The organism is Microbacterium sp. TWP3-1-2b2 (assembly GCF_049896145.1).
Classification (GTDB): domain Bacteria; phylum Actinomycetota; class Actinomycetes; order Actinomycetales; family Microbacteriaceae; genus Microbacterium.
Genome location: NZ_JAFCTS010000001.1, coordinates 1,947,554 through 1,970,769, shown reverse-complemented (window position 1 = coordinate 1,970,769; position 23,216 = coordinate 1,947,554). Strand labels below are relative to the sequence as shown.

General features: G+C 65.9%; 32 protein-coding genes. 16 read left to right on the top strand and 16 right to left on the bottom strand.

The window, feature by feature from the left end:
• Window positions 1-32 precede the first annotated feature (32 nt).
• A complete protein-coding gene (locus ACP7AR_RS09725) occupies window positions 33-482 on the top strand; it encodes a DUF6069 family protein (protein WP_426185158.1) in 450 nt (149 codons plus the stop codon).
• Between the two features lie 11 nt (window positions 483-493).
• Here ACP7AR_RS09725 and ACP7AR_RS09720 read toward each other — a convergent pair whose 3' ends face one another.
• The 4 genes from ACP7AR_RS09720 to ACP7AR_RS09705 all read right to left on the bottom strand — a co-directional run bounded on the left by ACP7AR_RS09720 (window position 494) and on the right by ACP7AR_RS09705 (window position 2,647).
• Complete coding sequence (locus ACP7AR_RS09720) at window positions 494-931, bottom strand: VOC family protein (RefSeq protein WP_426185156.1); 438 nt, start codon at window positions 929-931, stop codon at window positions 494-496.
• 4 nt (window positions 932-935) lie between these two features.
• On the bottom strand, window positions 936-1,403 hold the full coding sequence (locus ACP7AR_RS09715; RefSeq protein ID WP_426185154.1) for an SRPBCC family protein: 468 nt from the start codon (window positions 1,401-1,403) through the stop codon (window positions 936-938).
• On the bottom strand, window positions 1,400-1,771 hold the full coding sequence (locus ACP7AR_RS09710) for an ArsR/SmtB family transcription factor (RefSeq protein WP_426185152.1): 372 nt from the start codon (window positions 1,769-1,771) through the stop codon (window positions 1,400-1,402). Before ACP7AR_RS09710 ends, ACP7AR_RS09715 begins: the two co-directional genes overlap by 4 nt.
• 75 nt (window positions 1,772-1,846) lie before the next feature.
• Window positions 1,847-2,647 (bottom strand): alpha/beta hydrolase family esterase, encoded by an 801-nt coding sequence (locus ACP7AR_RS09705; protein ID WP_426185150.1) that lies wholly within the window; start codon window positions 2,645-2,647, stop codon window positions 1,847-1,849.
• Window positions 2,648-2,856: 209 nt separating this feature from the next.
• On the opposite strand from ACP7AR_RS09705, the gene ACP7AR_RS09700 reads away from it, so the two are divergent.
• From ACP7AR_RS09700 to ACP7AR_RS09675, 6 genes are all read left to right on the top strand, one after another.
• The gene (locus tag ACP7AR_RS09700) at window positions 2,857-3,285 is read left to right on the top strand and encodes a DUF4383 domain-containing protein (RefSeq protein WP_426185149.1); all 429 of its coding nucleotides are present in this window, start codon (window positions 2,857-2,859) and stop codon (window positions 3,283-3,285) included.
• 94 nt (window positions 3,286-3,379) lie between these two features.
• Window positions 3,380-3,721, top strand: coding sequence for an ArsR/SmtB family transcription factor (locus ACP7AR_RS09695; RefSeq protein WP_426185147.1), 342 nt, complete (start codon window positions 3,380-3,382; stop codon window positions 3,719-3,721).
• Between the two features lie 3 nt (window positions 3,722-3,724).
• Complete coding sequence (locus tag ACP7AR_RS09690) at window positions 3,725-4,228, top strand: SRPBCC family protein (protein ID WP_426185145.1); 504 nt, start codon at window positions 3,725-3,727, stop codon at window positions 4,226-4,228.
• Window positions 4,228-4,848: a dihydrofolate reductase family protein gene (locus ACP7AR_RS09685; protein WP_426185143.1), complete on the top strand. Its 621-nt coding sequence runs from the start codon at window positions 4,228-4,230 to the stop codon at window positions 4,846-4,848. The genes ACP7AR_RS09690 and ACP7AR_RS09685 overlap by 1 nt, the downstream gene beginning before the upstream one ends.
• 100 nt (window positions 4,849-4,948) lie before the next feature.
• Window positions 4,949-5,629 carry an alpha/beta fold hydrolase gene (locus ACP7AR_RS09680; protein WP_426185141.1) on the top strand — a complete coding sequence of 227 codons (681 nt, stop codon included), beginning with the start codon at window positions 4,949-4,951 and terminating at the stop codon, window positions 5,627-5,629.
• A 31-nt stretch (window positions 5,630-5,660) separates the two neighbouring features.
• On the top strand, window positions 5,661-6,737 hold the full coding sequence (locus ACP7AR_RS09675) for a DNA polymerase IV (protein WP_426185139.1): 1,077 nt from the start codon (window positions 5,661-5,663) through the stop codon (window positions 6,735-6,737).
• Here the strand turns inward: ACP7AR_RS09675 and ACP7AR_RS09670 are convergent.
• The 3 genes from ACP7AR_RS09670 to ACP7AR_RS09660 form a co-directional block, all read right to left on the bottom strand.
• A complete protein-coding gene (locus ACP7AR_RS09670) occupies window positions 6,667-7,770 on the bottom strand; it encodes a glycosyltransferase (protein ID WP_426185138.1) in 1,104 nt (367 codons plus the stop codon). The two genes, ACP7AR_RS09675 and ACP7AR_RS09670, sit on opposite strands and share 71 nt — an antisense overlap.
• An 84-nt stretch (window positions 7,771-7,854) precedes the next feature.
• Window positions 7,855-8,670: a phospholipase gene (locus ACP7AR_RS09665; RefSeq protein ID WP_426185136.1), complete on the bottom strand. Its 816-nt coding sequence runs from the start codon at window positions 8,668-8,670 to the stop codon at window positions 7,855-7,857.
• A 153-nt stretch (window positions 8,671-8,823) separates the two neighbouring features.
• Window positions 8,824-9,723: a TrmH family RNA methyltransferase gene (locus tag ACP7AR_RS09660; protein WP_426185134.1), complete on the bottom strand. Its 900-nt coding sequence runs from the start codon at window positions 9,721-9,723 to the stop codon at window positions 8,824-8,826.
• A 121-nt stretch (window positions 9,724-9,844) separates the two neighbouring features.
• On the opposite strand from ACP7AR_RS09660, the gene ACP7AR_RS09655 reads away from it, so the two are divergent.
• The 5 genes from ACP7AR_RS09655 to ACP7AR_RS09635 all read left to right on the top strand — a co-directional run bounded on the left by ACP7AR_RS09655 (window position 9,845) and on the right by ACP7AR_RS09635 (window position 12,647).
• Window positions 9,845-10,204: a PadR family transcriptional regulator gene (locus ACP7AR_RS09655; RefSeq protein WP_426185132.1), complete on the top strand. Its 360-nt coding sequence runs from the start codon at window positions 9,845-9,847 to the stop codon at window positions 10,202-10,204.
• 2 nt (window positions 10,205-10,206) lie between these two features.
• Window positions 10,207-10,578 (top strand): DUF1048 domain-containing protein, encoded by a 372-nt coding sequence (locus ACP7AR_RS09650; protein ID WP_426185130.1) that lies wholly within the window; start codon window positions 10,207-10,209, stop codon window positions 10,576-10,578.
• Window positions 10,575-11,366, top strand: a complete 792-nt coding sequence (locus ACP7AR_RS09645; protein WP_426185128.1) for an ABC transporter ATP-binding protein — start codon at window positions 10,575-10,577, stop codon at window positions 11,364-11,366. The genes ACP7AR_RS09650 and ACP7AR_RS09645 overlap by 4 nt, the downstream gene beginning before the upstream one ends.
• Window positions 11,366-12,130 carry an ABC transporter permease gene (locus ACP7AR_RS09640; RefSeq protein ID WP_426185126.1) on the top strand — a complete coding sequence of 255 codons (765 nt, stop codon included), beginning with the start codon at window positions 11,366-11,368 and terminating at the stop codon, window positions 12,128-12,130. Before ACP7AR_RS09645 ends, ACP7AR_RS09640 begins: the two co-directional genes overlap by 1 nt.
• A 130-nt stretch (window positions 12,131-12,260) precedes the next feature.
• Entirely contained in the window at window positions 12,261-12,647 is a 387-nt protein-coding gene (locus ACP7AR_RS09635) for a VOC family protein (protein ID WP_426185124.1), read from the top strand.
• A gap of 22 nt (window positions 12,648-12,669) precedes the next feature.
• Here ACP7AR_RS09635 and ACP7AR_RS09630 read toward each other — a convergent pair whose 3' ends face one another.
• Both ACP7AR_RS09630 and ACP7AR_RS09625 read right to left on the bottom strand, forming a co-directional pair.
• Entirely contained in the window at window positions 12,670-13,104 is a 435-nt protein-coding gene (locus ACP7AR_RS09630) for a VOC family protein (protein ID WP_426185122.1), read from the bottom strand.
• Window positions 13,105-13,184: 80 nt separating this feature from the next.
• Window positions 13,185-14,915, bottom strand: a complete 1,731-nt coding sequence (locus ACP7AR_RS09625; protein ID WP_426185120.1) for an L-aspartate oxidase — start codon at window positions 14,913-14,915, stop codon at window positions 13,185-13,187.
• Between the two features lie 70 nt (window positions 14,916-14,985).
• On the opposite strand from ACP7AR_RS09625, the gene ACP7AR_RS09620 reads away from it, so the two are divergent.
• Together ACP7AR_RS09620 and ACP7AR_RS09615 are read left to right on the top strand one after the other, a co-directional pair.
• Complete coding sequence (locus tag ACP7AR_RS09620; protein ID WP_426185118.1) at window positions 14,986-15,915, top strand: LysR family transcriptional regulator; 930 nt, start codon at window positions 14,986-14,988, stop codon at window positions 15,913-15,915.
• Between the two features lie 45 nt (window positions 15,916-15,960).
• Window positions 15,961-16,566: an ROK family protein gene (locus tag ACP7AR_RS09615; protein ID WP_426185116.1), complete on the top strand. Its 606-nt coding sequence runs from the start codon at window positions 15,961-15,963 to the stop codon at window positions 16,564-16,566.
• Between the two features lie 21 nt (window positions 16,567-16,587).
• Here ACP7AR_RS09615 and ACP7AR_RS09610 read toward each other — a convergent pair whose 3' ends face one another.
• Window positions 16,588-17,514, bottom strand: coding sequence for a DMT family transporter (locus tag ACP7AR_RS09610; RefSeq protein WP_426185114.1), 927 nt, complete (start codon window positions 17,512-17,514; stop codon window positions 16,588-16,590).
• 40 nt (window positions 17,515-17,554) lie between these two features.
• Here ACP7AR_RS09610 and ACP7AR_RS09605 point away from each other — a divergent pair, with 40 nt between their 5' ends.
• Window positions 17,555-18,040, top strand: a complete 486-nt coding sequence (locus ACP7AR_RS09605; RefSeq protein ID WP_426185112.1) for a MarR family winged helix-turn-helix transcriptional regulator — start codon at window positions 17,555-17,557, stop codon at window positions 18,038-18,040.
• 12 nt (window positions 18,041-18,052) lie between these two features.
• Here the strand turns inward: ACP7AR_RS09605 and ACP7AR_RS09600 are convergent, their stop codons facing one another.
• The 4 genes from ACP7AR_RS09600 to ACP7AR_RS09585 form a co-directional block, all read right to left on the bottom strand.
• Window positions 18,053-19,057, bottom strand: coding sequence for an FUSC family protein (locus ACP7AR_RS09600; RefSeq protein ID WP_426185110.1), 1,005 nt, complete (start codon window positions 19,055-19,057; stop codon window positions 18,053-18,055).
• Between the two features lie 4 nt (window positions 19,058-19,061).
• Window positions 19,062-19,847, bottom strand: a complete 786-nt coding sequence (gene erm, locus ACP7AR_RS09595) for a 23S ribosomal RNA methyltransferase Erm (protein WP_426185108.1) — start codon at window positions 19,845-19,847, stop codon at window positions 19,062-19,064.
• Window positions 19,848-20,068: 221 nt separating this feature from the next.
• Entirely contained in the window at window positions 20,069-20,809 is a 741-nt protein-coding gene (locus ACP7AR_RS09590) for an SDR family oxidoreductase (RefSeq protein ID WP_426185106.1), read from the bottom strand.
• Window positions 20,806-21,264 (bottom strand): hypothetical protein, encoded by a 459-nt coding sequence (locus ACP7AR_RS09585; RefSeq protein ID WP_426185104.1) that lies wholly within the window; start codon window positions 21,262-21,264, stop codon window positions 20,806-20,808. Before ACP7AR_RS09585 ends, ACP7AR_RS09590 begins: the two co-directional genes overlap by 4 nt.
• 91 nt (window positions 21,265-21,355) lie before the next feature.
• Here ACP7AR_RS09585 and sigJ point away from each other — a divergent pair, with 91 nt between their 5' ends.
• Entirely contained in the window at window positions 21,356-22,237 is an 882-nt protein-coding gene (gene sigJ, locus ACP7AR_RS09580) for an RNA polymerase sigma factor SigJ (RefSeq protein ID WP_426185102.1), read from the top strand.
• Window positions 22,238-22,265: 28 nt separating this feature from the next.
• Here the strand turns inward: sigJ and ACP7AR_RS09575 are convergent, their stop codons facing one another.
• Together ACP7AR_RS09575 and ACP7AR_RS09570 are read right to left on the bottom strand one after the other, a co-directional pair.
• Window positions 22,266-22,676, bottom strand: coding sequence for a VOC family protein (locus ACP7AR_RS09575; RefSeq protein WP_426185100.1), 411 nt, complete (start codon window positions 22,674-22,676; stop codon window positions 22,266-22,268).
• A gap of 41 nt (window positions 22,677-22,717) precedes the next feature.
• Window positions 22,718-23,212, bottom strand: a complete 495-nt coding sequence (locus ACP7AR_RS09570) for a methylated-DNA--[protein]-cysteine S-methyltransferase (protein ID WP_426185098.1) — start codon at window positions 23,210-23,212, stop codon at window positions 22,718-22,720.
• Window positions 23,213-23,216: the final 4 nt, after the last annotated feature.

The window sequence follows — 23,216 nt, the reverse complement described above, 5'->3', positions numbered from 1 at the left end:
ACCCCGAATCCAGTGAATCCAGGAGGAAGAACATGACCACCATCACCAAGCCGGACTATCGCGCCCGGACTGCGATCATGCTCAGTGCAACGATCGTGGCGATCGCCGCCGGCATCGTCAACGCCTTGATAGCCCTCGGAGCCGTGGCCCTCGGCGCCGAAGTCGCCGGCGGACTGCAGCCGGTCGCCTACCTCACCTTCACCGTCATCGCCGCGATCGCCGGTGCGGCGGGCTGGCACATCATCAACCGGTACGCGCGACGCCCTGCGAACATCATCAACCGGTACGCGCGACGCCCTGCGAACATCATGCGGTGGCTCGCACCCGCGTTTCTCGCGGTGTCATTCATCCCGGACATCGCTGTGGGCGTCACGATGGGCTGGCTCGTCGCCGGATCGCTCATGCTCATGCACGTCGCGACGATCTCGATCGCCGTGGTGACCTACCGGCGGCTCATGCCGTTGCGATCGGGAAAGAGCTGACCCACCGATCGTCAGCGAAGACTCTGCGCGAGGCCTATGAGTATGCCCTCGACGCCGCGGATGTAGCAGAGCCGGTACACGTCCTGATACTGCACGACCTCGTCGCTGACGAGTTCTGCACCGCGCTGAAAGAGGCGCTCGAGGGTGTCATCGAGGTCGTCCACTTCGAACATGACTCGGAGATAGCCCAGTGCGTTCACGGGAGCCGTCCGGTTGTCAGCGATGACATCCGGCCTCAGGAAGCGCGAGAGCTCGAGGCGGCCATGGCCGTCCGGCGTGCGCATCATGGCGACCTCGACGCTCTGATCGCCGAGGCCGGTGACGCGGCCCGCCCATTCGCCCTCCGCCATGGCTCGGCCTTCGAGTTCGAGACCGAGTTCGGTGAAGAAGTCGATCGCCGCGGTGAGGTCTTCGACGACGATGCCGACATTGTCCAGCGTGATGGCCATCTGCTCAGCCCTGCAGCTCACCGGCGAGGTGCCGACCGAAGTTCGTCAGGGCCTCATCCCAGCCGTCGTAGATGAAGCCGTCTCCTGGCTTGCCTTCGTGTCCGAGCATGTGGAACACGAGATCCGTCTGCTCTTCTCGCGCGATGAAAGTCAGTGTGATGACCGGTGACGCATCAACGGCTGCGTCGGGATCACCCCACGTGAACACGAGTCGATCGATCGGCTCGACTTCGATGTACTCGCCGCCGGTCGGGAACTCCTCACCCGTCTCGTCGTTCGTCATCGTGTACCGATAGCGGCCGCCAACGCGGACATCGAACGACACGCTGTCGGTGGTGACGCCGAAAGGGTGCAGCCACTGCGCCAGCTCTGCTTCGTCGGTCCACGCTTTCCACACGAGCTCGCGGGGAGCGTCGAAGGTACGGGTGATGGAGAACTGACGACTCTCATCCAGTCCTGCGGTGATGTTCATGATTCTGCTACCTCGGCTTTCTGTGCGGTCGTGCGTTTCGATGTGGACTTCATGGCTTTGAGGTGAGTATCGAGAGCGTCGAGGCGCATGTTCCACTCGCGGCGATGCTTCTCGACCCAGGCCGAGGCCTCGTCCAGGGCATCCGTCTGCATCGACAGCGTGCGCCACTGCGCGTGCGTCGTGCGGGTCACGAGTCCCGCACGCTCGAGCACCTTCAGATGCTGTGAGATCGCGGGGGCGCTCATCGCGAACGGGGCGGCGACCTCACCGACTGTCGCGGATCCCCGGGAAAGCCGGGAGAGGATCTCGCGCCTCGTCGGGTCCGCGAGCGCGGCGAACACGAGGCTCAGCGGGTCGGCAACTGTCATTAGAACTTTCCTTAATTAAGGTAACGCTTTATTTGTACGCCACGACTGCCTGTGGCGTCAAGGGCGAGTGCGGTGTCAATGCGACGCGAGTGTGAAGAAGCTCTCGATCTCTTCACCCAGGTCGATGTCGTGATGGGAAGGGCCGACGACGAGCCGGGCGGGAGAGGTCGTGCGATTCGGGATCACGTGGCCGGTGCCGAGTTGGGTGATCAGGCGCACGCCGTCCCAGTCGGCACGCTCGACATCTCCTTCGCGCCTGGTCACGGGTTCTGCGGCCGGGGCGTAACTGCGAGCGGTCGCCCAAGCGGACTGCACTGCTCCGCGAGTGGCGCGGCCGAGCATCCGGGGCATGCCGCCGTGGTACGGCACGATCGGGTCGTCGGTGCCGTGCAGGAGCAGGACCGGCGTCGAGCCCGGGTCGACATCGACGAGCGTGAAATCGTCGTCGATGGGAAGCCCTGCGGCAATGATCACCGCACCGGCGAGCAGTGCGGGTTTCTCCCTCAGGATGCGGTGCAGGAGCTGGCCTCCGTTGGAGTAACCGACCGCGATCGTGGGGCGGTCGAAGCGATCGATGACAGTGCTCACGAACGAGACATCGTCGACGTCGGCCTTCTGCGCGCGCGAGAGTTTCTGCCGTCTGGCGTCGTTCCAGGCCCGACCATGGCCGTTCAGATACACGAGGTCGGCACCGATGCGCTCGGCCAGGGCGTCGAGCGTGCGACCGCTGAAGCTCCGCATCGTCCGGCCCTGCTGGGACGAGCCGTGCAGGGCGAGCAGCAGGGGAGCGCCTGATCGAGGTGAGGCGGGGGCGATGTGGAGATAGCTGCGTCGTCGACCGGCCACGTCGATGAACGCTGTGCGTGGGTTGGTCATGATGCCAGCCTCCTCTGATCCGACGGCTCCCGCTGCATTGGAACATCGTGGCGCATCGCAATTCCTACTGTCGTGATCCTGGGCGCGTCAATCCCCTCTTCGGCCCGCGTTCCCGGGCGCTAGCGTCAGCATCCCACGCTGGAAAGAGGACGAAGATGGATACTCCGCACGCAACCCGACCCGGGGATTCGACGGTATACGCGGCAACTGTGGTTCAGAAGATCGCGCTCGTCTTCGGGATCGTGTTCCTGCTGGTCGGCGTCGCGGGGTTCATCCCCGGCCTCACTCACTCGGCGGAGCATCTGGCGGGCGCCGGAGCTCACTCGGAGGCGCAGCTGCTGGGTGTCTTCCAGGTCTCGGTGCTGCACAATCTCGTGCATCTCGCGTTCGGCGTGGTCGGTGTTCTTGTCGTCGCTCGTGCGGCGGTGGCCCGCATGTATCTGATCTGGGGTGGCCTGGTGTACTTCGTCGTGTGGCTGTACGGGCTGTTCGCGGTGACGAACGACCAGCTCAATGTCCTGCCGGTGAACGATGCAGACAACTGGCTGCACCTCGCTCTCGCGCTGGGCATGCTGCTTCTCGGAATCTTCGTCAACGGCGCACCGAGGCTTCCGCGCACCGCGGACATCCGCCGCTGAACCCGTCTCGCCGGGACGGACGGCGCAGTGATCGCGCCGCTCGGCTGACATAGGCCACTTGAACACTTGCCGATATGGGTATACGTTAACGGTCATGGCACGAGCAGCGACGACTTCCGACGTCTTCAACGCCATCGCCGAGCCGCAGCGCAGGAACATCCTCGTGCTGCTGAGGGCGGGTGAGCGACCGGTGACAGAAGTCGCCGAAGAACTGGGCATGTCGCAGCCCGGAGCGTCGAAGCACCTGCGGGTGCTCCGCGAAGTCGGGTTGGTGCAGGACCATCGGGTGGGCAAGCAGCGGCTGTACGCGCTTGACGCTCGGGGACTGCGGCACGTTCACGAGTGGGCCGGTGGCTTCGAGCAGTTCTGGAACGAGAGCTTCGACAGGCTCGAAGTGTACATGCAAGAACTCAAACAAGAGACGAACAAGGAGTAGCTGATGGTTTCGACGGCACCTGGAACCTCACGGACGGGCCGGTCCGACCGCGAGATCGTGATCTCTCGCCGCATCGACGCCCCGCGAGAGCTGGTCTTCGAAGCGTTCACGGAGGTGCGGCACCTGTCGCGGTGGTGGGGGCCGAATGGGTTCACCACCACCACGCGCGCCTTCGAGTTCCAGGTCGGAGGAGCGTGGGACTTCGTGATGAGGGGGCCGGACGAAACGGTCTATCAGGAGTGGATCACCTGGACCGAGATCGTCTCGCCGGAGCGGATCGCTATGCTCCACGGCGAGTACCGCGACGATCCTGATGCGTTCGAGTCGGTTCTCACGTTCGCGTCCTACGGTGAGACGACAGTGATCGAGATGGTCACGGTGTTCCCCACCAAAGAGCTCCGTGATGCGGCTGTCGAGAAGTTCGGCGCGATCCAGGGCGGGCAGCAGACGCTGGGCAACCTGGCCGACTACGTCATGGAAAGTCTGCGCAACGGGGCCGAGCGCTGATGGCCGGCAAGGTGTTCTTCAGCGTGTCGATGTCGCTCGACGGGTTCATCGCACCGGAGTCCTCAGAGGAGCTGATGGGGCAGCAGTGGATGGAGCTGCAGCGGTGGGCCTTCCGACAACGGCACTTCCGCGAGAATCTCAAGCTCGGAGAAGGCGGCGAGGAAGGGCGCGACAACGACATTCTGCGCGAGACGTTCGAGCGCACCGGTGCGAGTGTCATGGGCAAGCGCATGTTCGATGCCGGTGAACAGATGTGGCCGGAGGAGCCCCCATTCCACACGCCGGTCTTCGTTCTGACGCATGAGAAGCGCGATCCGTGGGAGCGATCGGGCGGGACCACCTTCAACTTCGTGAACGACGGAATCGAACTCGCGCTGGATCAGGCACGCGCGGCCGCGGGTGACCGAGACGTCCGCATCGCGGGCGGGGCGCAGGCGATCGTGCAGTACCTCAACGCCGGCCTCATCGACGAATTCCATGTCGCTCTATCGCCGGTGTTGTTCGGCTCTGGGATCCGGCTGTTCGAGGACGTGGACGACAGCCGGGTGGCCCTTGAGCTGATTCGGTCAGAGTCTTCGTCGATGGCGACGCATCTCGACTACGCCGTGCATCCAAGGTGAGCGTGGTCACGGGTGTTCTGATGGCGAGCGCTTCGCGAGGAATTCGCGCCGGGCCGCACGGACCTCGGCATTGACCGCGTCGATGCCTGAAGATGGGGCCATGGCAACCTTCGCACTGATCCACGGCGGCGGGTCGACCGCCTGGGACTGGCATCTCGTCACTCCGCTGCTCGAGCGCGCCGGTCACGAGGTCATCGCCGTCGATCTGCCCATCGAGGACTCCGACGCCGGCCTCGAGGACTACGTGCGCACCGTGCTCGACGCGGTCGGCGACCGCGACCACGTCATCGTCGTCGGTCACTCGCTCGGCGGTTTCACTGCACCGTTGGTCGCTGCGGACATCGATGCAGATGGGCTCGTCTATCTCGCCGGCATGATTCCGATGCCGGGGGAGACCTTCATGGACTGGTGGGCCAATACCGGACATGACCATGAATCAGTCGATGACGACCCGGATGTGTCTTTCTTCAACGGTGTGCCCGCGGCCCTCGCCGACGAGGCGCGGCGACGCGAGCGTGACCAACAGGGCACCTGGATGTCACGCCCCTGGCCCGCCGAGCATCACCCCGCTGTCCCCACCCGAGCCATCGTGTGCGCGGATGACCAGTTCTTCCCTGCGCCGTTCATGAGACGTCAGATCCGCGAGCGCCTGGGAATCACTCCGGTGGAAATACCCGGTGGCCATTACGCGACGCTGTCCGAGTCCGACGCGGTCGCTGCGGCGCTCACCGGATTCGCCAGCGAGTTCGGTGAGCGCCCCGGGGTTCCACCTGGTAGGTGACATCCGGACCAGCGCGCGCCAGACTCGTGTCATGAGTGCATGGGTGCTGCACGTCGACATGGATCAATTCATCGCCGCGGTGGAGGTGCTGCGCCGTCCCGAACTCGCGGGTCTTCCGGTGATCGTCGGCGGCCGGGGTGACCCGACCGAACGGGCCGTGGTGTCCACGGCATCCTATGAAGCGCGCGCGTTCGGCATCGGATCGGGGATGCCGTTGAAGATCGCAGCGCGCAAAGCGCCACCGGATGCCGTCTTCCTCGCGGTCGACCATGCCGCATACGAGCAGGCATCTGAGGACGTGATGACCACCTTGCGTGCACTGCCGGGGGTCGTGCTCGAGGTCATCGGATGGGACGAGTGCTTTCTCGGCGTCGAGACCGACGACCCGGAGTCCATAGCGCGCACAGCTCAGCAGGCCGTGCTCGCAGCCACGGGACTGCACTGCTCAGTCGGCATCGGCGACAACAAGATCAGGGCCAAGATCGCGACCGAGTTCGGCAAGCCGCGAGGAATGTTCCGTCTCACGGAGACGAACTGGTTCGAGGTGATGGGTGAGAAGTCCCCGCGCGAACTGTGGGGCGTCGGGCCGAAGGTGCACAAAAGGCTCGCCGGGCACGGGATCACGACCGTGCGTCAGTTGGCCGACGCCGATGATGAAGCGCTGATCGCGGAGTTCGGCCCGAAGATGGGCGTCTGGTATCACGGGCTCGGCTCCGGAATCGGGCCCAGCATCGTGGACGACTCGCCATGGGTGGCTCGCAGCCACAGCCGCGAGACGACCTACCAGCAGAACCTCACGACACCGGCCGAGGTCGAAGCTGCCGTGCGGGAACTCGCCGGCCATGCGTTCGATGACTGTGCGGCCGAAGGGCGACCGGTCATCCGCGTGCATCTGAAAGTACGGTACGCACCGTTCGAGACCAAGACGTTCGGACGCAAGCTGACGGATGCGACGACAGACCGCGAAGTGGTCGTATCGGCCGCCGCGGCCCTCGCCGCAACGCTCGACACCGATCGCGAGGTGCGACTGCTGGGCGTCAGAGCCGAGATGGCGATGCCCGAGTCCGGCGACACGGTCGAACGGACGCCGGTGCGCGGGCGGATCTGAACCGACGACGTAGCGCCCGCGACGAATTCGCCGCACGTGTGATCCGGCCCCCGGCGTATCGCACGCCGCCCCGCAGACGGAGGGCGACAGCGATCCAGGTCGCCACGCCGCGCTCCATCACCCACAGCGGAACCCAGAGCACCGTTGATAACGGAAAGACGGCTCGGCCACCATCGATCCTTCTGCCGCGCTCTGCGACGGCGATCAACATTGCGAACAGCGCGACGAGGGCCCCCGGTCGACGCCGGAGGCCGATCAAGGTCGGGAGTATGGATGCTTCGATCAGCATCCTGCCCGGCTGAGCGAAGCTGTCGTAGGCCTGACGCACGCGCTGCGAGAGGAAGTGCCTGACCGATGGCGGACGTCTGGCGACGAATATGTCGCGTCGAGTACTCACTGTGCCGCCGGTCGCGACAACCGTACGCTCCAGCTCGAGGTTCTCGAAGAGGACATCGGCGTCGTACCCTCCTGCCGCCACGATCCTCGAGCGACGCACACCATAGGTGCCCGGGTAATCGGACGATACTGCGCGGTTGAGCAGGGTCCGCGCGGTGTCCCATACGCAGTGCCAGGGGAGGGGATCGAAACGGTTCTGCGGCTTCACCAGGTCGGCAATCCTCAGATCGTCGACGACGGACACGAGGGCGTCGTATTCATAGCGAACGTCGTCATCGGCGATCACGATCACCTCGTGCCTGGCGATCGCGATCCCCGAGAGCACACCTCTCACCTTCCCGTTCGAACCGCGCAGCACCGTGACCGGACGGTGGCGAACCAGGCCCTCCCATGCACGCGCGTGCACCGCGAAGAGTGCCGCGTCAGATCCGTCGATGACTGTGATGTCGAGCCACTCGCTCAACGACCTGAAGTATGCGGTCAGATCCGCAAGTGCGTCGTCTGCCGTCCAGCGCAAAGGCAGGATGTACTCGGCATCAAGGCGCGCGTGCATGATTCTTCCGTGCGCATCCCAGCGGCCGACATCCGGTGCGACAGCGGCTGCGGACTCCGCAGGGGAGGGAACGGTGAGTGACACGGGCGCTCCGATCCTGAGGGTGAGTTCACCATGCCCTCTTGTGCGTCGGCGAGCCAGGGGCTTGACGCCGAGGTGCGCCGTCGATCAGTACCAGTTCACCGACTGCGAGTGACCCCACGCGGAGCACGGGCTGCCGTACGCCCGCTGGATGTAGTCCAGACCCCAGCGGATCTGCGTGGTCGCATTGGTCGCCCAGTCCGCTCCGGCGCTCGCCATCTTGCTGCCGGGCAGCGCCTGCGGGATGCCGGTGGCACCGCCGTCGGCGTTGTACGCCTGGTAGTTCCAGCCCGACTCCTTCTGCCACAGCGAGTTGAGGCATTCGAACTCACCGCCGCCCCAGCCGTACTGCTCCGCAGCGATGGCGGCAGCGCTTGCCCGCGCACCATCAGGGGTGTTCGCGTTCGCGAGGGCAGCAGCTTCGGCCTCGGCGGCGGCCGCGGCGGCCTCGGCGGCCTGCTTCTCCGCAGCGGCGGCGTCCTGGCGTGCGTGCAGTTCGGCCGTCTGCGTGGTCACCGCGGTGATCTCAGCAGTGGCCTGCACGCGCACGACAGGCAGCTCCAATGCCGTGAGGGAATCGACGTCATCGAGTTCGTCCATCGCGTCCAACAGGCCGGACGTGTCGACAGCCGTGCTCGCATCGCCGAGATCGAGTCCGCTGCTCTCCGCAGCGACGACGGCAGTCGCGGCATCGGTCAGCGCAGTGCGACCTGCGGTGACAGCCTCGGCCGCCGCAGCGGTCTCGACGCTCGAGGGCGCAGCGTCGAGGCTGGACTGTTCGGCAGCCATCGCGGCGACTGCGGGTGTGGCCACCGCGATTGCGGAGGCGACGAGAACGCCGATGGCGAGCGTGATGCCGATTCTGCGTCGATGGACAGGGGCGTGCGACTGGTTCTTGAGCATGACGAACGTAACGATCCTTAGCCTTAGGGTAAGTGCGCCGCTTCGGGGCGGCACGCGCACCTCGGGTCTGGCGCGCAAAGCAACGATTCTGCATCATTCGTTCTGTGCAGAACCTCCGCGTCGCCTGGATGCGCGGTGTGAGCCTTGCTCTCGTCAGTCGCCTGAGTGGCCCGCGGTTCGCCGTTGCCTGGTCGCCTCGTAGAGGATCGCCGCGGTCGCATTCGCGGCGTTGAGTGAGGAGGCGTGACCGGTCATCGGAATGCGCGTCAGCACGTCGCACGCTTCCTTCCAGGCCGCAGACATGCCGGAATGCTCGTTCCCGGTCACGAGCAGGGTCGGCTTGGTGAGATCGACATCCCACACGTCGTGAGTGCCGTCTTCGTCCGTCCCGACGATCTGGATGTCGACACCGTCGGCGCGCAGCTGCTCGATCCACTCGAGAGCGGGACGGATGCTGGGAAGCCGAACGGTCGGCGTCATGATCGCCGACCCCGTCGACGCACGCAGGGCTCTCGGGTCGTATGGGTCGGCGGCGTGGCCGGTCACGATGATGCCGTGGCCGCCGAGAGCGTCGACCGACCGCACGATCGAGCCGATGTTGCCGGGGGAGGCGGGGCGGTCCAGGGCGACGAAGAGCGCATCGGACGAGACCGGAAGGCGGGACAGGTCGTCGGCGGGGATGGCGACGATCAGCAGCAGCTCGGGCGGCTCTTCCTCTTTCTCGCCCAGCTCGACCATCAATTCGGGCGCGACCAGCCATGATGCGGCACCCGCCGCCTGCGCGGCCGCTATCGTCTCGGATGCCCACGTGGAACGGCCGTGCGCGTGTGTGATGAGCACCGCCCGCACCTCAAGGTCTGATTCGAGGACGAGGTTGATCGGGCGCACGCCCTGCACGACCATCTCGCCCGCGCGATTGCGTTTGGTGCGATTGCCGAGAAGCGTCTCCCAGTACTGGAACGTCGCGTTGCGGGTGGAGACCGCCTTGGCGTTCGAGGCCGGCTTGGTGCTTGAGGCCGGTCGGGTGCGGTGCGGGCGAGGTTCCTGCGGCATGGGTTCGAGCGTACCTGGCACCCTCAGAAGAATTTCAGTACTCACTGTTGCTAGCTACTGGTACTTAGTGTTACCGTCTACTGGTAGTCAACATCACTGAGTAGAGGAAGGAAGTGATCCGATGGGCAATCAGATGACCGAGATGCTCAAGGGCACGCTCGAGGGCATCGTGCTCGCGATCCTGTCCGCACAGCCCGCATATGGGTACGAGATCACGGCTCGGCTGCGCGACGAAGGGTTCGCCGAGATCGCTGAGGGCACCGTGTATGCGCTGCTCGTCAGGATCGAGCAGAGAGGTCTCGTGGACGTGGAGAAGGTCCCGTCCGAGAAGGGGCCGCCGCGCAAGGTGTACTCCATCAACCCGCAGGGGCGAGAACAGCTCGTCGAGTTCTGGGGCACATGGAGCTTCCTCGCCGAACGCATCGAACACCTGAGGCACACCGACAACATCATCGACAGCACGACCACCGAAGGGAACTGAACATGGCAAGCAAGTGGATCGAAGTGGTCACCGGATCGCTCGAGCAGAAGAAGCAGTACAAGCAGGACAAAGCCCGCATGGAGGCTCTTCCGGAGCCGTATCGGACCGCAGCCACGGCGATGAACCGGTACTTCATGTACTACGGCGGCATCACCAGCGGCGACACTCTGGCACAGATGTTCACGGATCTCGTCGACCTGTGGGAGCGGGCTGCCGTCGACGGCACGCCCGTGCAGGACATCGTCGGCGACGACCCGGTGGACTTCACCGAGACGTTCGCCAAGTCCTATCAGGGCAAGGAATGGATCGACAAGGAGCGCGCCCGCCTCACCAAGGCGATCGACAGCGCCATCGGAAAGGAGAACCGCTCATGACCACCGCAGCCATCCAGGTGCGCGGCATCCACAAGTCCTTCAAGGACCTCGAGGTGCTGCGAGGGGTCGACTTCGATGTCCGGTCAGGGAGCATCTTCGCGCTCCTCGGCTCCAACGGCGCCGGCAAGACCACGCTCGTGCGGATCCTGTCGACGCTCCTGAAAGCGGACGCCGGCACGGCCACCGTCCATGGATTCGATGTCGCAACGGCGCCGAACGACGTCCGTCAGTCCATCAGTCTCACGGGTCAGTTCGCTGCAGTGGATGAGGTGCTCACCGGACGCGAGAACCTCATCCTGGTCGCGAGACTTCGTCACCTCAAAGATCCCGGTGCGATCGCCGACGGTATGCTCGCTCGGTTCTCGCTCACGGATGCGGGTGGACGCAGGGCGGCAACGTATTCCGGAGGCATGCGCCGCCGCCTCGACATCGCGATGAGCCTGATCGGCAACCCGCCGATCATCTTCCTCGACGAACCGACGACGGGTCTTGACCCGCAGGCACGGATCGAGGTCTGGCAGACCGTGAAGAATCTCGCCAAGGCCGGCACCACGGTGCTCCTGACCACGCAGTACCTCGACGAGGCGGAGCAGCTGGCCGACCGGATCGCGATCCTGCACAAGGGCACCATCATCCAGAACGGCACGCTCGCCGAACTCAAGCAGCTCCTCCCCTCGGCGAAGGTCGAGTACATCGAGAAGCAGCCTTCCCTCGAAGACGTCTTCCTCGCCCTCGTGGGCGAGACCGGCGAGACCGAGACGGCACCAAACACCGGAAAGGACCTCTGATGGCTTCCCACGTTCTCAGCGACATGCGCGTCCTCACGGGCCGGTCACTGAGCCACATCCTCCGCAGCCCCGACACGATCATCACCACCGCGGTCACCCCGATCGCGCTGATGCTCCTGTTCGTGTACGTGCTCGGCGGGGCGATCGACACCGGCTCCGACGAGTCGTACATCAACTACATGCTCCCCGGCATCCTGCTGATCACGATCGCATCCGGCATCGCCTACACGGCGTACCGGCTGTTCCTCGACATGCAGGGCGGCATCTTCGAACGGTTCCAGTCGATGCCGATCGCTCGATCGAGCGTGCTGTGGGGACATGTGCTCACATCACTGGTGTCGAACCTGATCTCGGTCGCGATCGTCATCGGAGTCGCGGCGATCATGGGCTTCCGCACTGGGGCATCCTTCGGCGCATGGCTCGCGGTCGCCGGCATCGTGATCCTGTTCACTCTCGCCCTGACGTGGCTCGCGGTGATCGCAGGGCTCTCTGCGAAGACGGTCGACGGCGCGAGTGCATTCAGCTACCCGTTGATCTTCCTCCCGTTCATCAGCTCCGCATTCGTGCCGACCGACTCGATGCCCGGCCCTGTGGCCTGGTTCGCAGAGCACCAGCCGGTGACTTCGATCGTGAACAGCATCCGATCCCTGTTCGCCGAGCAGCCCGTCGGCGCGGACATCTGGATCGCACTCGCATGGCTCGTCGGCATCCTCGTGGTCGCCTACGGCTTCGCCATCGCGATCTACCGCAAGAAGATCAGTTGACCCAAGGGACGAGGGGCCGCATCCGCCTGGATGCGGCCCCTTTCTCGTGCACCCGTGGACAGCGAGCGGACGCAGTGGAAGTGTTGTCGGTGCACGCGGGTATTCACAGTGACTCACAGAGGGAGCAGGGATGTTCGAGAACTCCGATGCGTTCAGCGGCATGTCGTCCAACGACATCGCAGCCTCGCGCCACTTCTACGAAGGTGTGCTCGGCCTGGTCGTCAAGGACGAGGGCATGGGCGGCCTGATCTCGGTTCAGCTGCCGAAGGGCGGCGCGGTGCTGATCTATCCCAAGGACGATCACCAGCCGGCGAACTTCACCATCCTCAACTTCCCGGTCGAAGACATCGACGCGGTCGTGGATCTGCTCCTCGCCAAGGGCGTCGTGATGGATCGGTATGACGGCATGGACCAGGACGAGAAGGGCATCATGCGTGGCAAGGCTGCCGGGCAGGGCCCTGACATCGCGTGGTTCAAGGACCCGGCCGGCAACATCCTGTCCGTCCTGTCGAGCTGACGCGGCGCACAGCTGATTGACCTCAATCGGACTGTGACGAGAACGAGTCCTCGATCGCGACCATCCACGAGATGCCGAAACGGTCGACCAGCATGCCGAATTCGCCGCCCCAGGGAGCTGCGCCCAGCGGAATGATGGCTGTTCCGCCATCGACGAGGCCGTCCCAGGCGCGGTGCAGGTAGTCAGTGTCGACTGAGCCGCCGCTCAGCGACACCGAAAGCCCCTGAGGCTTCTGGTACTCCATGCCGGTGGGGGTGTCGGATGCCATGAGCACGAGCCCGCCGGGAGCGTTCAGCTGCGCGTGCATCACGAGGTTCTCCTCGCCTTCAGCGGCTCCACTATCGGGCATATCGCCGAACGTGCTGACGGCGAGGTCTCCACCGAGGACGCCCTGGTAGAACTCCATCGCCTCACGGGCGGTGTCGCGGAAGGACAGGTAGGGGTTGAGATTCGGCATGATCGCTCCTACGGATGGGTGCGCGGATGCAACCAGTCTGCGCCGCGCGCCGGCGATCTTCAATGGTGGTCGGCGACTGGTCACTCCACGAGCTTGCCCTCGGACGAGACCTCGCGCATGAGCGCGTGGATCTCTTCGGGCACCGGCGGGATCTCCTCGCGCGTCACACCGCTCATCGGCGACCAGACCAGGTTCACCTGCAGCGTCGGGTCCGCGTCGGGGAAGTCGCTGCGGTTGTGGGCCCCGCGGGTCTCGCGCCGCTCGAGCGCAGCTTCGAGGGTCGCGCGCGCGGCGACAGCCGAGCCCTTCAGATCGAAGGCGTGCGCGAGATCCTGGAAGCCGGCGATGTCGGGATGGATGCCGATGTCCTCCATCCGCCCCTCGATGAGATCGATGTCTGCAAGGCCTGCCCGCAGCCCTTCTGCGGATCGGACAACACCCGCGTGCTCGGTCATGGTGTTGCGGATCGCGCGCTGCAGCGCACGCACGTTCTCCCGGCCATCCGAGGCCAGGAGGTCGTCGATCTCGGCCCGTGCACGTGCGACGGCCTCAGGCGACCGCCTCTGCGCATCCAGTGACGAGGCGTGCGCTATCGCCGCCTGACCGACGATGCGGCCGTATACGAGAAGCTCGATCAGGGAGTTGCCGCCGAGGCGGTTCGCGCCGTGCAGTCCGCTGGACGCCTCGCCGATCGCGTAGAGCCCGTCGACGTCGGTGCCGTGGTCTTCCGGACGCACCCACACCCCGCCCATCGAGTAGTGCGCGGTCGGCGCGATCTCGATCGGATCGGTGGTGATGTCGAGCATCTGCAGCTCCATCATCGTCTGGTAGACGCGGGGGAGGCGGCTCATGATCGTCTCGCGCGGCAGGTGCGACACGTCGAGCCAGACACCGCCGTTCTCGGTGCCGCGGCCCTCCTTAATCTCGGTGTAGGCGGCCAGGGCGACGCGGTCGCGAGTGGACAACTCCATCCGCTCCGGGTCGTACTTCGACATGAAGCGCTCGCCGAGCGCATTGCGCAGTACACCGCCCTCGCCTCGGGCGGCCTCTGAGATCAGGGTGCCGGCGGCGTTCTCGGGCTCGATGATCCCTGACGGGTGGAACTGCACGAGTTCGGGGTCGCGCAGGCGCGCGCCGGCATCGACGGCGAGGCGGAACGAGTCGCCGGTGTTCTCGTCGCGACGCGACGACGTGCGGCGCCAGATGCGGGTGTGACCGCCTGCCGCGAGGATCACGGCATCCGCGTGGATCAGGTAGCGAGTGCCGTCGTTCTGATCGAACCCGTATGCGCCGAACACGACATTGTCCTTGACGAGGATGCGCGTGATGTAGATGCCGTCGAGAATCGGCACGTCGAGCTGCTCGGCCCGTCGTACGAGGGTGCGCTGAATCTCGAGCCCCGTGTAATCGCCGGCGAAGGCTGTGCGCCGGAAGGTGTGCGCGCCGAAGAAGCGCTGCGAGATGCGTCCGTCGTCTTCGCGCGCGAAGTCCATGCCCCAGCGCTCGAGATCGCGGATGCCGCGCTCCGCCCCCTGCGTGACAACCTCGACCGTGTGCGGGTTGGCGAGCAGGTAGCTCTCTTTGATCGTGTCAGCGGCGTGCTGCTGCCAGGTGTCGTCGGTGTCCATGGTGCCGAGTGCGGCGTTGATGCCGCCGGCGGCGAGGGAGGTATGGGCGTCGTTGCGCGGCCGCTTGCCCACGGCCAGCACGTCGACCCCGCGCTCTGCCACCTCGATGGCGGCGCGCAAGCCGGATCCGCCGGTGCCGATGACCAGGACGGTGGTGGAGATCTGTCGTTCGCGTGTGCTCATCCTTCAACGCTAGGAAGTTGTCTTCGATAACTCCAATGCATAGTTTCACTTGTCCTGATAGCGTGAAGACATGAATCTGGAGCAGCTGCGCGGCTTCGTCGAAGTCGCCGACCTCGGGCATTTCACACAGGCCGCCGCGAAGCTGCATCTCGCCCAGCCGTCGCTGAGCCGCCAGATCTCCTCCCTTGAGATCGAACTCGGTGCAGAGCTGTTCCATCGTGCCAGGGGCAACATCTCGCTCACCGACGCCGGTGAGACTCTGCTGCCTCGTGCGCGACGCATGCTGGCGGATGCTGACACCATCCGCGCCGAGATGGGCGAGCTCGCGGGGCTTCAGCGCGGGCGCGTGCGCCTCGGCGCCACCCCCACGCTCTGCATCAGTCTCGTCGCCGAGGCGATGGCGGCCTTTCACGCCGCGCACCCCGGGGTCGAGTTGCAGCTCACGGAGGCGGGGTCGAACGTGTTGATCGAGCAGCTCGCCGCCGGCACGGTCGATATGGCGCTCATCACACTGTCGGACGCCCTGCCCGTGTCGGGCTCAGTGCTCGTGCGCACACCGTTGCTCACGGAGGAGCTCGTTGTCGTGTCGTCGGCCGAGCATGCGCCGGTCGCGGACGACGGCATCGACCTGGACGCTCTCGCGCGCCTCCCCCTCGTGTTCTTCGCGGAGAGTTACGACCTGCGAGCGGTGACGGATGCTGCGTTCCGAGCCGCCGGGCTCGCCCCGACTCCGGTCGTGGAGGGTGCCGAGATGGACGCTGTGCTGCGGTTCGTGGAAAGAGGGCTCGGCGTCGCGGTCGTGCCGGCGATGGTGCTGCTCGATCGGCCGACGCTGCGCTCCGTGCGGCTGATCGACCCGCGCCTGATCCGCACGATCGGTCTCGCCCATCGCTCGGACGTCAATCCCACCCGTGCCGCGGCGGCCATGCGCCGGGTCATCACAGCGACAGCCGGTGAACTTGTCGACCGTGACCCCGCGACGATGGCACTGGTGAGATAGCGCCGTCTCGGATCGAGTTCGTAGGAACTGATTTCGTGCCGGAGCTTGCTGCTGCGCTGGCGCGACGTGCCACTCGCCGACATCCTTCACGAGCGCACCGGCATCCCCACCGTCGTCGGCAACGATGTCAATCTGCTCGCGCTCGGCCTCGGCAGAGTGCGAAATCGCTCCGGCCGCGACGCGATCGTGGTCGCGCTCGACAACGGTGTGGGTGCCGCCGTGCTCGCGAGCGGCGAGCCCGTGCTGGGCGAGCAGTTCGCCGCCGGTGAGATCGCACACCTCACGGTCGCGCCAGACGGAGACCTGTGCCCCTGCGGACGCCGCGGCTGCCTCGACATGGTCGTCGGCGCGCCGCACCTGGTGCGACGACTCAAGGACGAGGGCGAGGCGATCCTCGAACCGTCCGGACGCATCCTCGGCGAGGTGCTCGCCCCCATCGTCATCATGTTGAACATCAACGTCGTCGTGGTCGTCGGACCCGCCGCACTTGTCGAGGGGCCGTTCGCCGATGGTGTGATCGATGGCATCCACTCACGACTGCGCCCCGCGATCAGTGAGGGCCTGAACATCGAGGTCGGCGCCAACGATCCTGATCTCGTGCTTCTCGGTGCGGCCGCGGTGGTGATGCAGTCGCAGCTCGGAATGCGCTGATCGGCGCCCAGTTCCGGGCGCTCAGATCCGCGCGCGCCGAACAGCGCTCATCGGTGGGACCCGTGTCGTGCGGTCTCGCCGAGCATTCACCAGTACGACGCTGCCGAGTACGAGAGCGACACCGATCAGCTGCAGTGGGCTGAGCGTCTCACCGCTGATCAGCACGCCGAGTGCGACACCCGTCACGGGGTTGAGCAGGCCGATCACTCCGACGACGCCGGCAGGCAGATGCCTGAACCCGCTGAACCAGCAGAAGAAGCCGAGCGCGGTCGCGATCAGGCTGATGTAGGCGAACGCGATGAGCTCAGAGGGGGTGACGGAGGGCGGTGCGCCCTCGAACAGCGCGGCGACCAAGGTCAGTTCGATGCCACCGACGACCAGTTGCCATGCGGTGACGGTGAGCACAGGTGTGCCGTCGTTCCACCGCTTCATGAGGATCGCGCCGAGAGCCGACATGGCCATCGACGCGAACGACGCCGAGATGCCCCAGATGTCCAGCCGCCCTGTGGCGGTTCCGACGATGAGCAGCACGCCTGCGGCCCCGACGCCCGCTCCGATCAGCACGCGTGCGGTGGCCCGCTCGTGCAGGATCAGCCAGGCGAAGGCCGCGATCATCAGCGGCGCCACCGAGGTCACCGATGCGGCGACGCTGGAGGGCAGCAGCTGCGCGGCCACGTAGACCAGGCAGAAGAACAATCCCATGTTCAACGTGCCGAGCACGATCGAACGCCACCACCACACGCCGCGGGGGAGCCGCCGTACGACGAGAAGCAGCACGAGTCCAGCAGGCAGGGCGCGGATGGCCGAACCCCACAGTGGCGAGTCGGCAGGCAGGAACTCCCGCGTCACCCAGTAGGTCGAACCGAACGCGATCGGCCCGATCGCGGCGACGAGCGGCCAGCGCGCCATACTCCAGATGCGGAGAGAGCGCGCGGATATGTTTTCCATGGAAACGAGTATACGTTCCGCGGAAAGTAAGATGGGTCGCATGTCAGAGATCGACCGGGTGGCGCGTTTCGTCCAGCAATGGCGTGAGCAGCGGCCTGATCTTGATCCGAGTCCGATGGCGATCATCGGCCGGATGCGTCGGATCTCGGACGACTTCACCGCGGCGCTCGTCGAGAATTATCGCCGCTTCGGGATCGGCGAGGGCGAGTTCGATGTGCTGTGCGCGCTTCGTCGAGCGGGTGACCCGTTCACACTGCCGCAGGGTGAGATCGCGGAGCACACCATGGTCACCGCGGGGGCGACATCGAAGCGAGTGGATCGTCTGATGGCTGGGGGGCTGGTCGCTCGGCATCCGCTCGCCGAAGACGGACGTGGTCGGGTCGTGACGCTGACGCAGAGCGGACGAACACTGATAGATGAGATGTATCCCGTCCATCTGACAACCGAGGAGACGTTGCTCGCGCCACTCGACGCCGCCGAGCGCGCTCAGCTCGAAGCGCTCTTGGTCAAGCTCGCGATCGGCTGACGCCGCTTCGGATCAACTCTTCGTCCTACGTGGGTGAAGGACGCCGGATGCTGCGCCGAGGACTGCACCGACGATGGTGTCCACGATCCGCTCCAGCGCGACGTCCATCGACCCGATCTCGCCGGTCGCCGCTCCGGTGAGCAGCAGCACGAGCGGAGTGATGAAGACGAGCGCGAGAGCGTAGTTGCGGATCACGACCAACTCGATCGTGAATTGCAGGGCGCCGAGCAGCAACGCCAGCCAGAGGCCGGCCGGGTGCAGCAGCGACAGCAGTGCGTAAGCGCCGACGCCGACGATAGTGCCGAGCATCCGGTGCAGGCCACGCTGGAACGCGGCCCTCCGGGCTGCGGCCACGCCGATCACAGCGATCGCCGCGCCGACGATCCAGTAACTGCGGCCGGGGTCCACGAAGAGGCCGAGCAGCACTCCGAGCACTGAGACGATGACGACGCGCAGCAGCAGTACTCGAGCGTCCGCGTCGAGTGCCGGACCGGGCAGCAGGTCTCGCAGCGGACGCGATCGCTTCGCCCTGACCCTCCGCAGCAGCAGCGGAGTCAGCGTCACCAGGTAGGAGAACACGCACCCCGCGGCGAAAGCTGCGATGTATGCGACCGGCCCTACTGCACCCGTCGCGATCACGTGGGCGGACAGTCCGAACACCAGGACGAAGAACAACGGCCCAGGCGGCCCCAGCCGGAACCCGAACGCGAGTCCGGCACTGACGATGGCGACGACGATGACGCCGATGCTGACCAGCCATGCATCGTCCGCGACGAGGACGCCCAGCGCCGCACTGGTGATCAGCCCGGCGCCGACGAACGGCAGCACCCTGGCGCGTTCGACGACGGGCGAGAACCCCGCGAACAGCACGGTGAACGCACCGGACGCGGCGATGAACCCGAGGGTGGGCCGGCCGAGCAGCGTCATGACCGCGATTGGCACCGCGAGACCCAGCGCGGCCTGGAGTCCCAGCTGCCATCGAGGTCCTGGCGACGGGCCGAAGGCGAAGAGACTCACACGTCTATTGTCCTCCCCTCCGGCGGCCGCCCTCGTCGACGAGGTGCCACAGGCGTGCCCAGTGTTCGGGGGAGAGATCCCTCGGCAGCGCCGCTCGAGCGATACCGGACTCACCGAGAGCCCGATCGACGATCGCCGGCTGATGCCCTGCGCTGCGGAGAATCTGCCGGATACCGTTGCCTCGGCTTCGGAACACGGCGCCGACGAACCGTTCGAACCGGCGCCTATCGCGATCCGGCACGAGTGGAGCCGCGCGTCGTTCGATCGAGAGGATGCCGCCGTCCACGGCCGGCATCGGCCGGAAGTGGCGTGCGGGAACACGGTCGTGCAGCCGGAACACGTACCAAGGTCCCGCTTGGGCGGTCATCATGGTCGAGCCCCCCACTCCGGCGCGCTTGCGCGCGACCTCCCACTGCGTGAGGAGAATCGCGTGCCGCCATCTTTCGGTGTTCAGCAATCGGCGCAGCAACGGCGTCGTCAGATGGAACGGGATGTTCCCGACGATCACCGGTCGAGTCAACGGCTCGTGCAGTGCATCGGCGTGATGGATGCTCGCGCCGTGGACGCGTGTGCGCAGTCGCTCCACACGGTGCGCATCGATGTCGATGGCACGCAGATCACGCCCTAGACGGGCGAGGTGCTGCGTCAGGGCTCCGTCGCCGGCGCCGATCTCGAGGATCGCACCGTCGGTGGCTGCGGTGAGCGACGCGAGCCGTTGGAGGGTCGGGCGGTGGATGAGGAAGTTCTGGCCGAGTTCGTGTCGGCCTCCGGTATGGGATCGAGGTCGCAAGATGCGCTCCAGTCGTGAGGAAAGGAGCACCCGGCTGCGGGCGTGCGAGGGCACGGCGAACGCGCCTCCGGGTGCAGGACATCCGGAACGACGACGCGCAGTGGCGTTATGCGACCATCAAACGCGCCGTCAGGCGCGGCGGTCGCGGAACGTGAAGCAGCGCGTGTCGAACAGCGCGCTCTTGATTATGAAACCCATGCCCGACAGTCTAGAGGGCCGTCTCAGCGTGCTGCGAGCCACTCCTCGAAGGTCTCGGTGGCGAGCAGCGCCTCCGTGCCGGGCAGCGCGAGCCCTTCGCGCATTCCCTTCATCTGCGCGGACGGCACACTGACCGATGGGATCCAACCGCGGTGGCCGCTCGCGCGGGCATACGCCTTGATCATCGCATCGAGGGCTTCCTCGCGAGGGCCGCCGATGTCCTGCGCACGGCCGAGCGGTTCTCCGTGAGCGAGGGAGGCGAGACGTTCGCCGACATCGCGTGCGGCGATCGGCTGCGTGCGCGCTCGCGGGGCGAGGTGAAGCGGCCCGAACTTCGCCCGCGCGAAGATCTGACCGGCGAACTCGTGGAACTGCGTCGCGCGCTGGATCGTCCATGGCACCGAGGAGGTCTCGAGGACCTTCTCCTGTGCGAGCTTGCCGGCGTAGTAGTCGTGCGGCATTCGATCGATTCCGACGATCGACAGGAGGACGATGTGCCCGACGCCGGCGTCGGCGCCGGCGCTGATGAGATTGGCCGTCGCTGTGGTGAAGAATTCGGTCGCGACCGCGGCATCCATCGTCGTCACGTTCGCCGTGTCGATCACGACGTCGACGCCCGCGAGCGCCGCTGCCAGTCCCTTTCCACTGATGAGGTCGATGCCCCGAGAACGGCTGAGGACCACCGCCTCGTGTCCGTCATTGCGCACGGCCTCGACCGTCGGACGTCCGGCGACACCTGTTCCTCCGGCGATGGCGATCTTCATCGGTGGTTCTCCTTCTTGTCGTGGACGGTCTCCGGGTCCGGCCGGTGGGGGCGCGGGCCGGGGCCGGGAAGCAGGAGCAGGATCCCCAGCACAAGGCTCCCGCCGAGACCGATGATGTTGCCGATCACATCGATCAGCGGCATCCCGCCGAACTGCGTCGCGTGATAGATCAGGTGCGGCAGACCGAACACGGTCCATGCGACTCCGACCACCCGCCCTGATTCCGGACCCCTGGTGAATGCGGCCGCGATGCTCGCCGCAGCGAGCGCGAGATACAGGGCGCCGACGTCGCGGATCAGATGTTCGTTGAACGGCCCGTCGACGGCGATCCACACCCGGCCCAATCCAGGGAACGCGTCATAGAACGCGGCAGGCCATATCGCGGCCCACAGTCCGACGAAGACTCCGACGGCCGCAGTCGCCCACAGCAGGATGCGCCTGAATGTCATGCTCATGCCTCTTCGACGAGACAGCCGCGAAGAGTGTGAGGTCACGACTCACATTTCTGCTGGCCGCATCGTCGACTGTGCGGAAGGATGTGACGAGATGGACGAGGTCGACGAACTGCAGAAGGAGCGGCGGACGCTGCTCGCGCTCGCGTACCGCATGCTCGGCACAGTCGCCGATGCCGAGGATGCCGTGCAGGAGACGTACGTCCGGTGGTATCGGCAGTCGGATGCCGATCGGAAGCGGATCGAGAATCCTCCCGCCTGGCTCACCAGGGTCGCGAGCCGCATCTGCCTCGACATGCTGGGCTCCGCCCGCGCTCGCCGAGAGCGTTACGTCGGGGAGTGGCTGCCGGAGCCGCTTCCGGGGGAGTCCGCGATCGCGTCGGCAGTGCCGATCGATCCTCTGGACCGGATCACGCTGGATGAGTCCGTGAGCGTCGCACTGATGGTCGTGCTCGAATCGCTCACGCCGGCCGAACGCGTCGCCTTCGTGTTGCACGACGTGTTCGCGATGCCATTCGCCGAGATCGCCGAGACGGTGGGGCGCAGTCCGGAGGCGAGCCGTCAGCTGGCATCTCAGGCGCGCCGTCGCGTGCGTGAACGCCGGGCAGGCGCCGCGTCGAGGCAGCAGCATGACGCGGTCGCCCGTGCCTTCGCCGAGGCGACGATGACAGGACAGTTATCGACGCTGATCGCTCTTCTCGACCCGAACGTGGTGCTGCGCTCGGACGGCGGTGGGAAGGTCTCCGCGGCGCGCCGCCCCGTCGTCGGCGCAGATCGCGTCGCGCGATTCCTGCTCGGGATCTCGCACCTCAAGCCGACGGCGATCACTGAACCGACGCTCACTCCGGAGGGGCTGGCGTTCCTCGTCACCATCGACGGCCGCACCGATTCGGTCATCTCGGTGGACGTGACAGGTGATCGGATCACCGAGGTCTACATCGTCCGCAACCCCGACAAGCTCACGCTCTGGCGGTGACCTCCGAAGGATTCGTTCACGGGAGCGTTCAGCCTCCCGCGTTCTTGCGGGGTGGATTGTGCATGAACTCGATCCGGATGCCGCTGTCATCCTCGACGAATGATGCGTAGTAGCGGTCGTTGAATCTCGGATAGAGCTTGGGTTCGCGCACGACCGTCCATCCGGCATCCACGGCGATCGCATGGAGGCGGTCGACCTCGGTCTGGGAGTCGAGGGCGAAGGCGAGGTGCTGCCATCCGATGTGCCCATGTCGGTGTCGTCCTGTGTCTGCTTCGCGGGCGGGGAAGAGGATCAACTCGGTCTCGTCGTCGCGTTGCCACGAGACGCTGTTCTCTGCGTCGACGCGTGTGAATCCGAGTGCTTGCATCACGGGGTCGAACTGCGTGATCCCGCGAGCAAGGTCGTCGACGGTGATCCCCAGATGATCGAAAAGCGGCATCTCGCCAGTCTTGCTCACGTCTCCGCGATCGTCGAGCAGGCTCAGAAGAGTGCGGACGGAAGGGCGCCCTCGAACTCGAGCAGCCAGCGCTTCGTCAGAAGGCCCTGCCCGCTGTCGCCGCCCGAATAGCCGCCCAAGCCATCGCTGGCGACGACGCGATGGCACGGCACGATGATGGGGACAGGGTTCGCGCCCATGACAGCGCCGACTCCTCGAGCGGGAATGCTGGTGCCGCTCCTGGCCGCGAGCTCACCGTAAGTGATCGACTCGCCGTGAGCGACCGTCCCTGCCAACGCCGTCAGTACAGCGCTGGTGACTTCGGTCTGGCGCCCCAGGTCGAAAGGCACGTCGAAGCGGGTGAGTCGACCGTCGAAGTACGCGCGCAGCTGGTGGAGCGCTTCGGTCAGTAGTGGATCGTGCTCTTCTGAACCGTTCTCGGGTGAGGGCGCAGATCTCCAGGCGACGCGTGTGATCGACTCGCCGTCACTGACGACGGTGAGTCGGCCTACGGGTGACGCGAGCGTGCCGGTCGACATGTCG

What these genes read in the sequence shown, in the direction of transcription:
- ACP7AR_RS09725 (WP_426185158.1), top strand. Translation starts at nt 33, where the DNA reads ATGACCACCATCACCAAGCCGGACTATCGCGCCCGGACTGCGATCATG.
- ACP7AR_RS09720 (WP_426185156.1), bottom strand. Translation starts at nt 931, where the DNA reads ATGGCCATCACGCTGGACAATGTCGGCATCGTCGTCGAAGACCTCACC.
- ACP7AR_RS09715 (WP_426185154.1), bottom strand. Translation starts at nt 1,403, where the DNA reads ATGAACATCACCGCAGGACTGGATGAGAGTCGTCAGTTCTCCATCACC.
- ACP7AR_RS09710 (WP_426185152.1), bottom strand. Translation starts at nt 1,771, where the DNA reads ATGACAGTTGCCGACCCGCTGAGCCTCGTGTTCGCCGCGCTCGCGGAC.
- ACP7AR_RS09705 (WP_426185150.1), bottom strand. Translation starts at nt 2,647, where the DNA reads ATGACCAACCCACGCACAGCGTTCATCGACGTGGCCGGTCGACGACGC.
- ACP7AR_RS09695 (WP_426185147.1), top strand. Translation starts at nt 3,380, where the DNA reads ATGGCACGAGCAGCGACGACTTCCGACGTCTTCAACGCCATCGCCGAG.
- ACP7AR_RS09690 (WP_426185145.1), top strand. Translation starts at nt 3,725, where the DNA reads ATGGTTTCGACGGCACCTGGAACCTCACGGACGGGCCGGTCCGACCGC.
- ACP7AR_RS09685 (WP_426185143.1), top strand. Translation starts at nt 4,228, where the DNA reads ATGGCCGGCAAGGTGTTCTTCAGCGTGTCGATGTCGCTCGACGGGTTC.
- ACP7AR_RS09680 (WP_426185141.1), top strand. Translation starts at nt 4,949, where the DNA reads ATGGCAACCTTCGCACTGATCCACGGCGGCGGGTCGACCGCCTGGGAC.
- ACP7AR_RS09675 (WP_426185139.1), top strand. Translation starts at nt 5,661, where the DNA reads ATGAGTGCATGGGTGCTGCACGTCGACATGGATCAATTCATCGCCGCG.
- ACP7AR_RS09665 (WP_426185136.1), bottom strand. Translation starts at nt 8,670, where the DNA reads ATGCTCAAGAACCAGTCGCACGCCCCTGTCCATCGACGCAGAATCGGC.
- ACP7AR_RS09660 (WP_426185134.1), bottom strand. Translation starts at nt 9,723, where the DNA reads ATGCCGCAGGAACCTCGCCCGCACCGCACCCGACCGGCCTCAAGCACC.
- ACP7AR_RS09655 (WP_426185132.1), top strand. Translation starts at nt 9,845, where the DNA reads ATGGGCAATCAGATGACCGAGATGCTCAAGGGCACGCTCGAGGGCATC.
- ACP7AR_RS09650 (WP_426185130.1), top strand. Translation starts at nt 10,207, where the DNA reads ATGGCAAGCAAGTGGATCGAAGTGGTCACCGGATCGCTCGAGCAGAAG.
- ACP7AR_RS09645 (WP_426185128.1), top strand. Translation starts at nt 10,575, where the DNA reads ATGACCACCGCAGCCATCCAGGTGCGCGGCATCCACAAGTCCTTCAAG.
- ACP7AR_RS09640 (WP_426185126.1), top strand. Translation starts at nt 11,366, where the DNA reads ATGGCTTCCCACGTTCTCAGCGACATGCGCGTCCTCACGGGCCGGTCA.
- ACP7AR_RS09635 (WP_426185124.1), top strand. Translation starts at nt 12,261, where the DNA reads ATGTTCGAGAACTCCGATGCGTTCAGCGGCATGTCGTCCAACGACATC.
- ACP7AR_RS09630 (WP_426185122.1), bottom strand. Translation starts at nt 13,104, where the DNA reads ATGCCGAATCTCAACCCCTACCTGTCCTTCCGCGACACCGCCCGTGAG.
- ACP7AR_RS09625 (WP_426185120.1), bottom strand. Translation starts at nt 14,915, where the DNA reads ATGAGCACACGCGAACGACAGATCTCCACCACCGTCCTGGTCATCGGC.
- ACP7AR_RS09620 (WP_426185118.1), top strand. Translation starts at nt 14,986, where the DNA reads ATGAATCTGGAGCAGCTGCGCGGCTTCGTCGAAGTCGCCGACCTCGGG.
- ACP7AR_RS09610 (WP_426185114.1), bottom strand. Translation starts at nt 17,514, where the DNA reads ATGGAAAACATATCCGCGCGCTCTCTCCGCATCTGGAGTATGGCGCGC.
- ACP7AR_RS09605 (WP_426185112.1), top strand. Translation starts at nt 17,555, where the DNA reads ATGTCAGAGATCGACCGGGTGGCGCGTTTCGTCCAGCAATGGCGTGAG.
- ACP7AR_RS09590 (WP_426185106.1), bottom strand. Translation starts at nt 20,809, where the DNA reads ATGAAGATCGCCATCGCCGGAGGAACAGGTGTCGCCGGACGTCCGACG.
- ACP7AR_RS09585 (WP_426185104.1), bottom strand. Translation starts at nt 21,264, where the DNA reads ATGAGCATGACATTCAGGCGCATCCTGCTGTGGGCGACTGCGGCCGTC.
- sigJ (WP_426185102.1), top strand. Translation starts at nt 21,356, where the DNA reads ATGGACGAGGTCGACGAACTGCAGAAGGAGCGGCGGACGCTGCTCGCG.
- ACP7AR_RS09575 (WP_426185100.1), bottom strand. Translation starts at nt 22,676, where the DNA reads ATGCCGCTTTTCGATCATCTGGGGATCACCGTCGACGACCTTGCTCGC.
- ACP7AR_RS09570 (WP_426185098.1), bottom strand. Translation starts at nt 23,212, where the DNA reads ATGTCGACCGGCACGCTCGCGTCACCCGTAGGCCGACTCACCGTCGTC.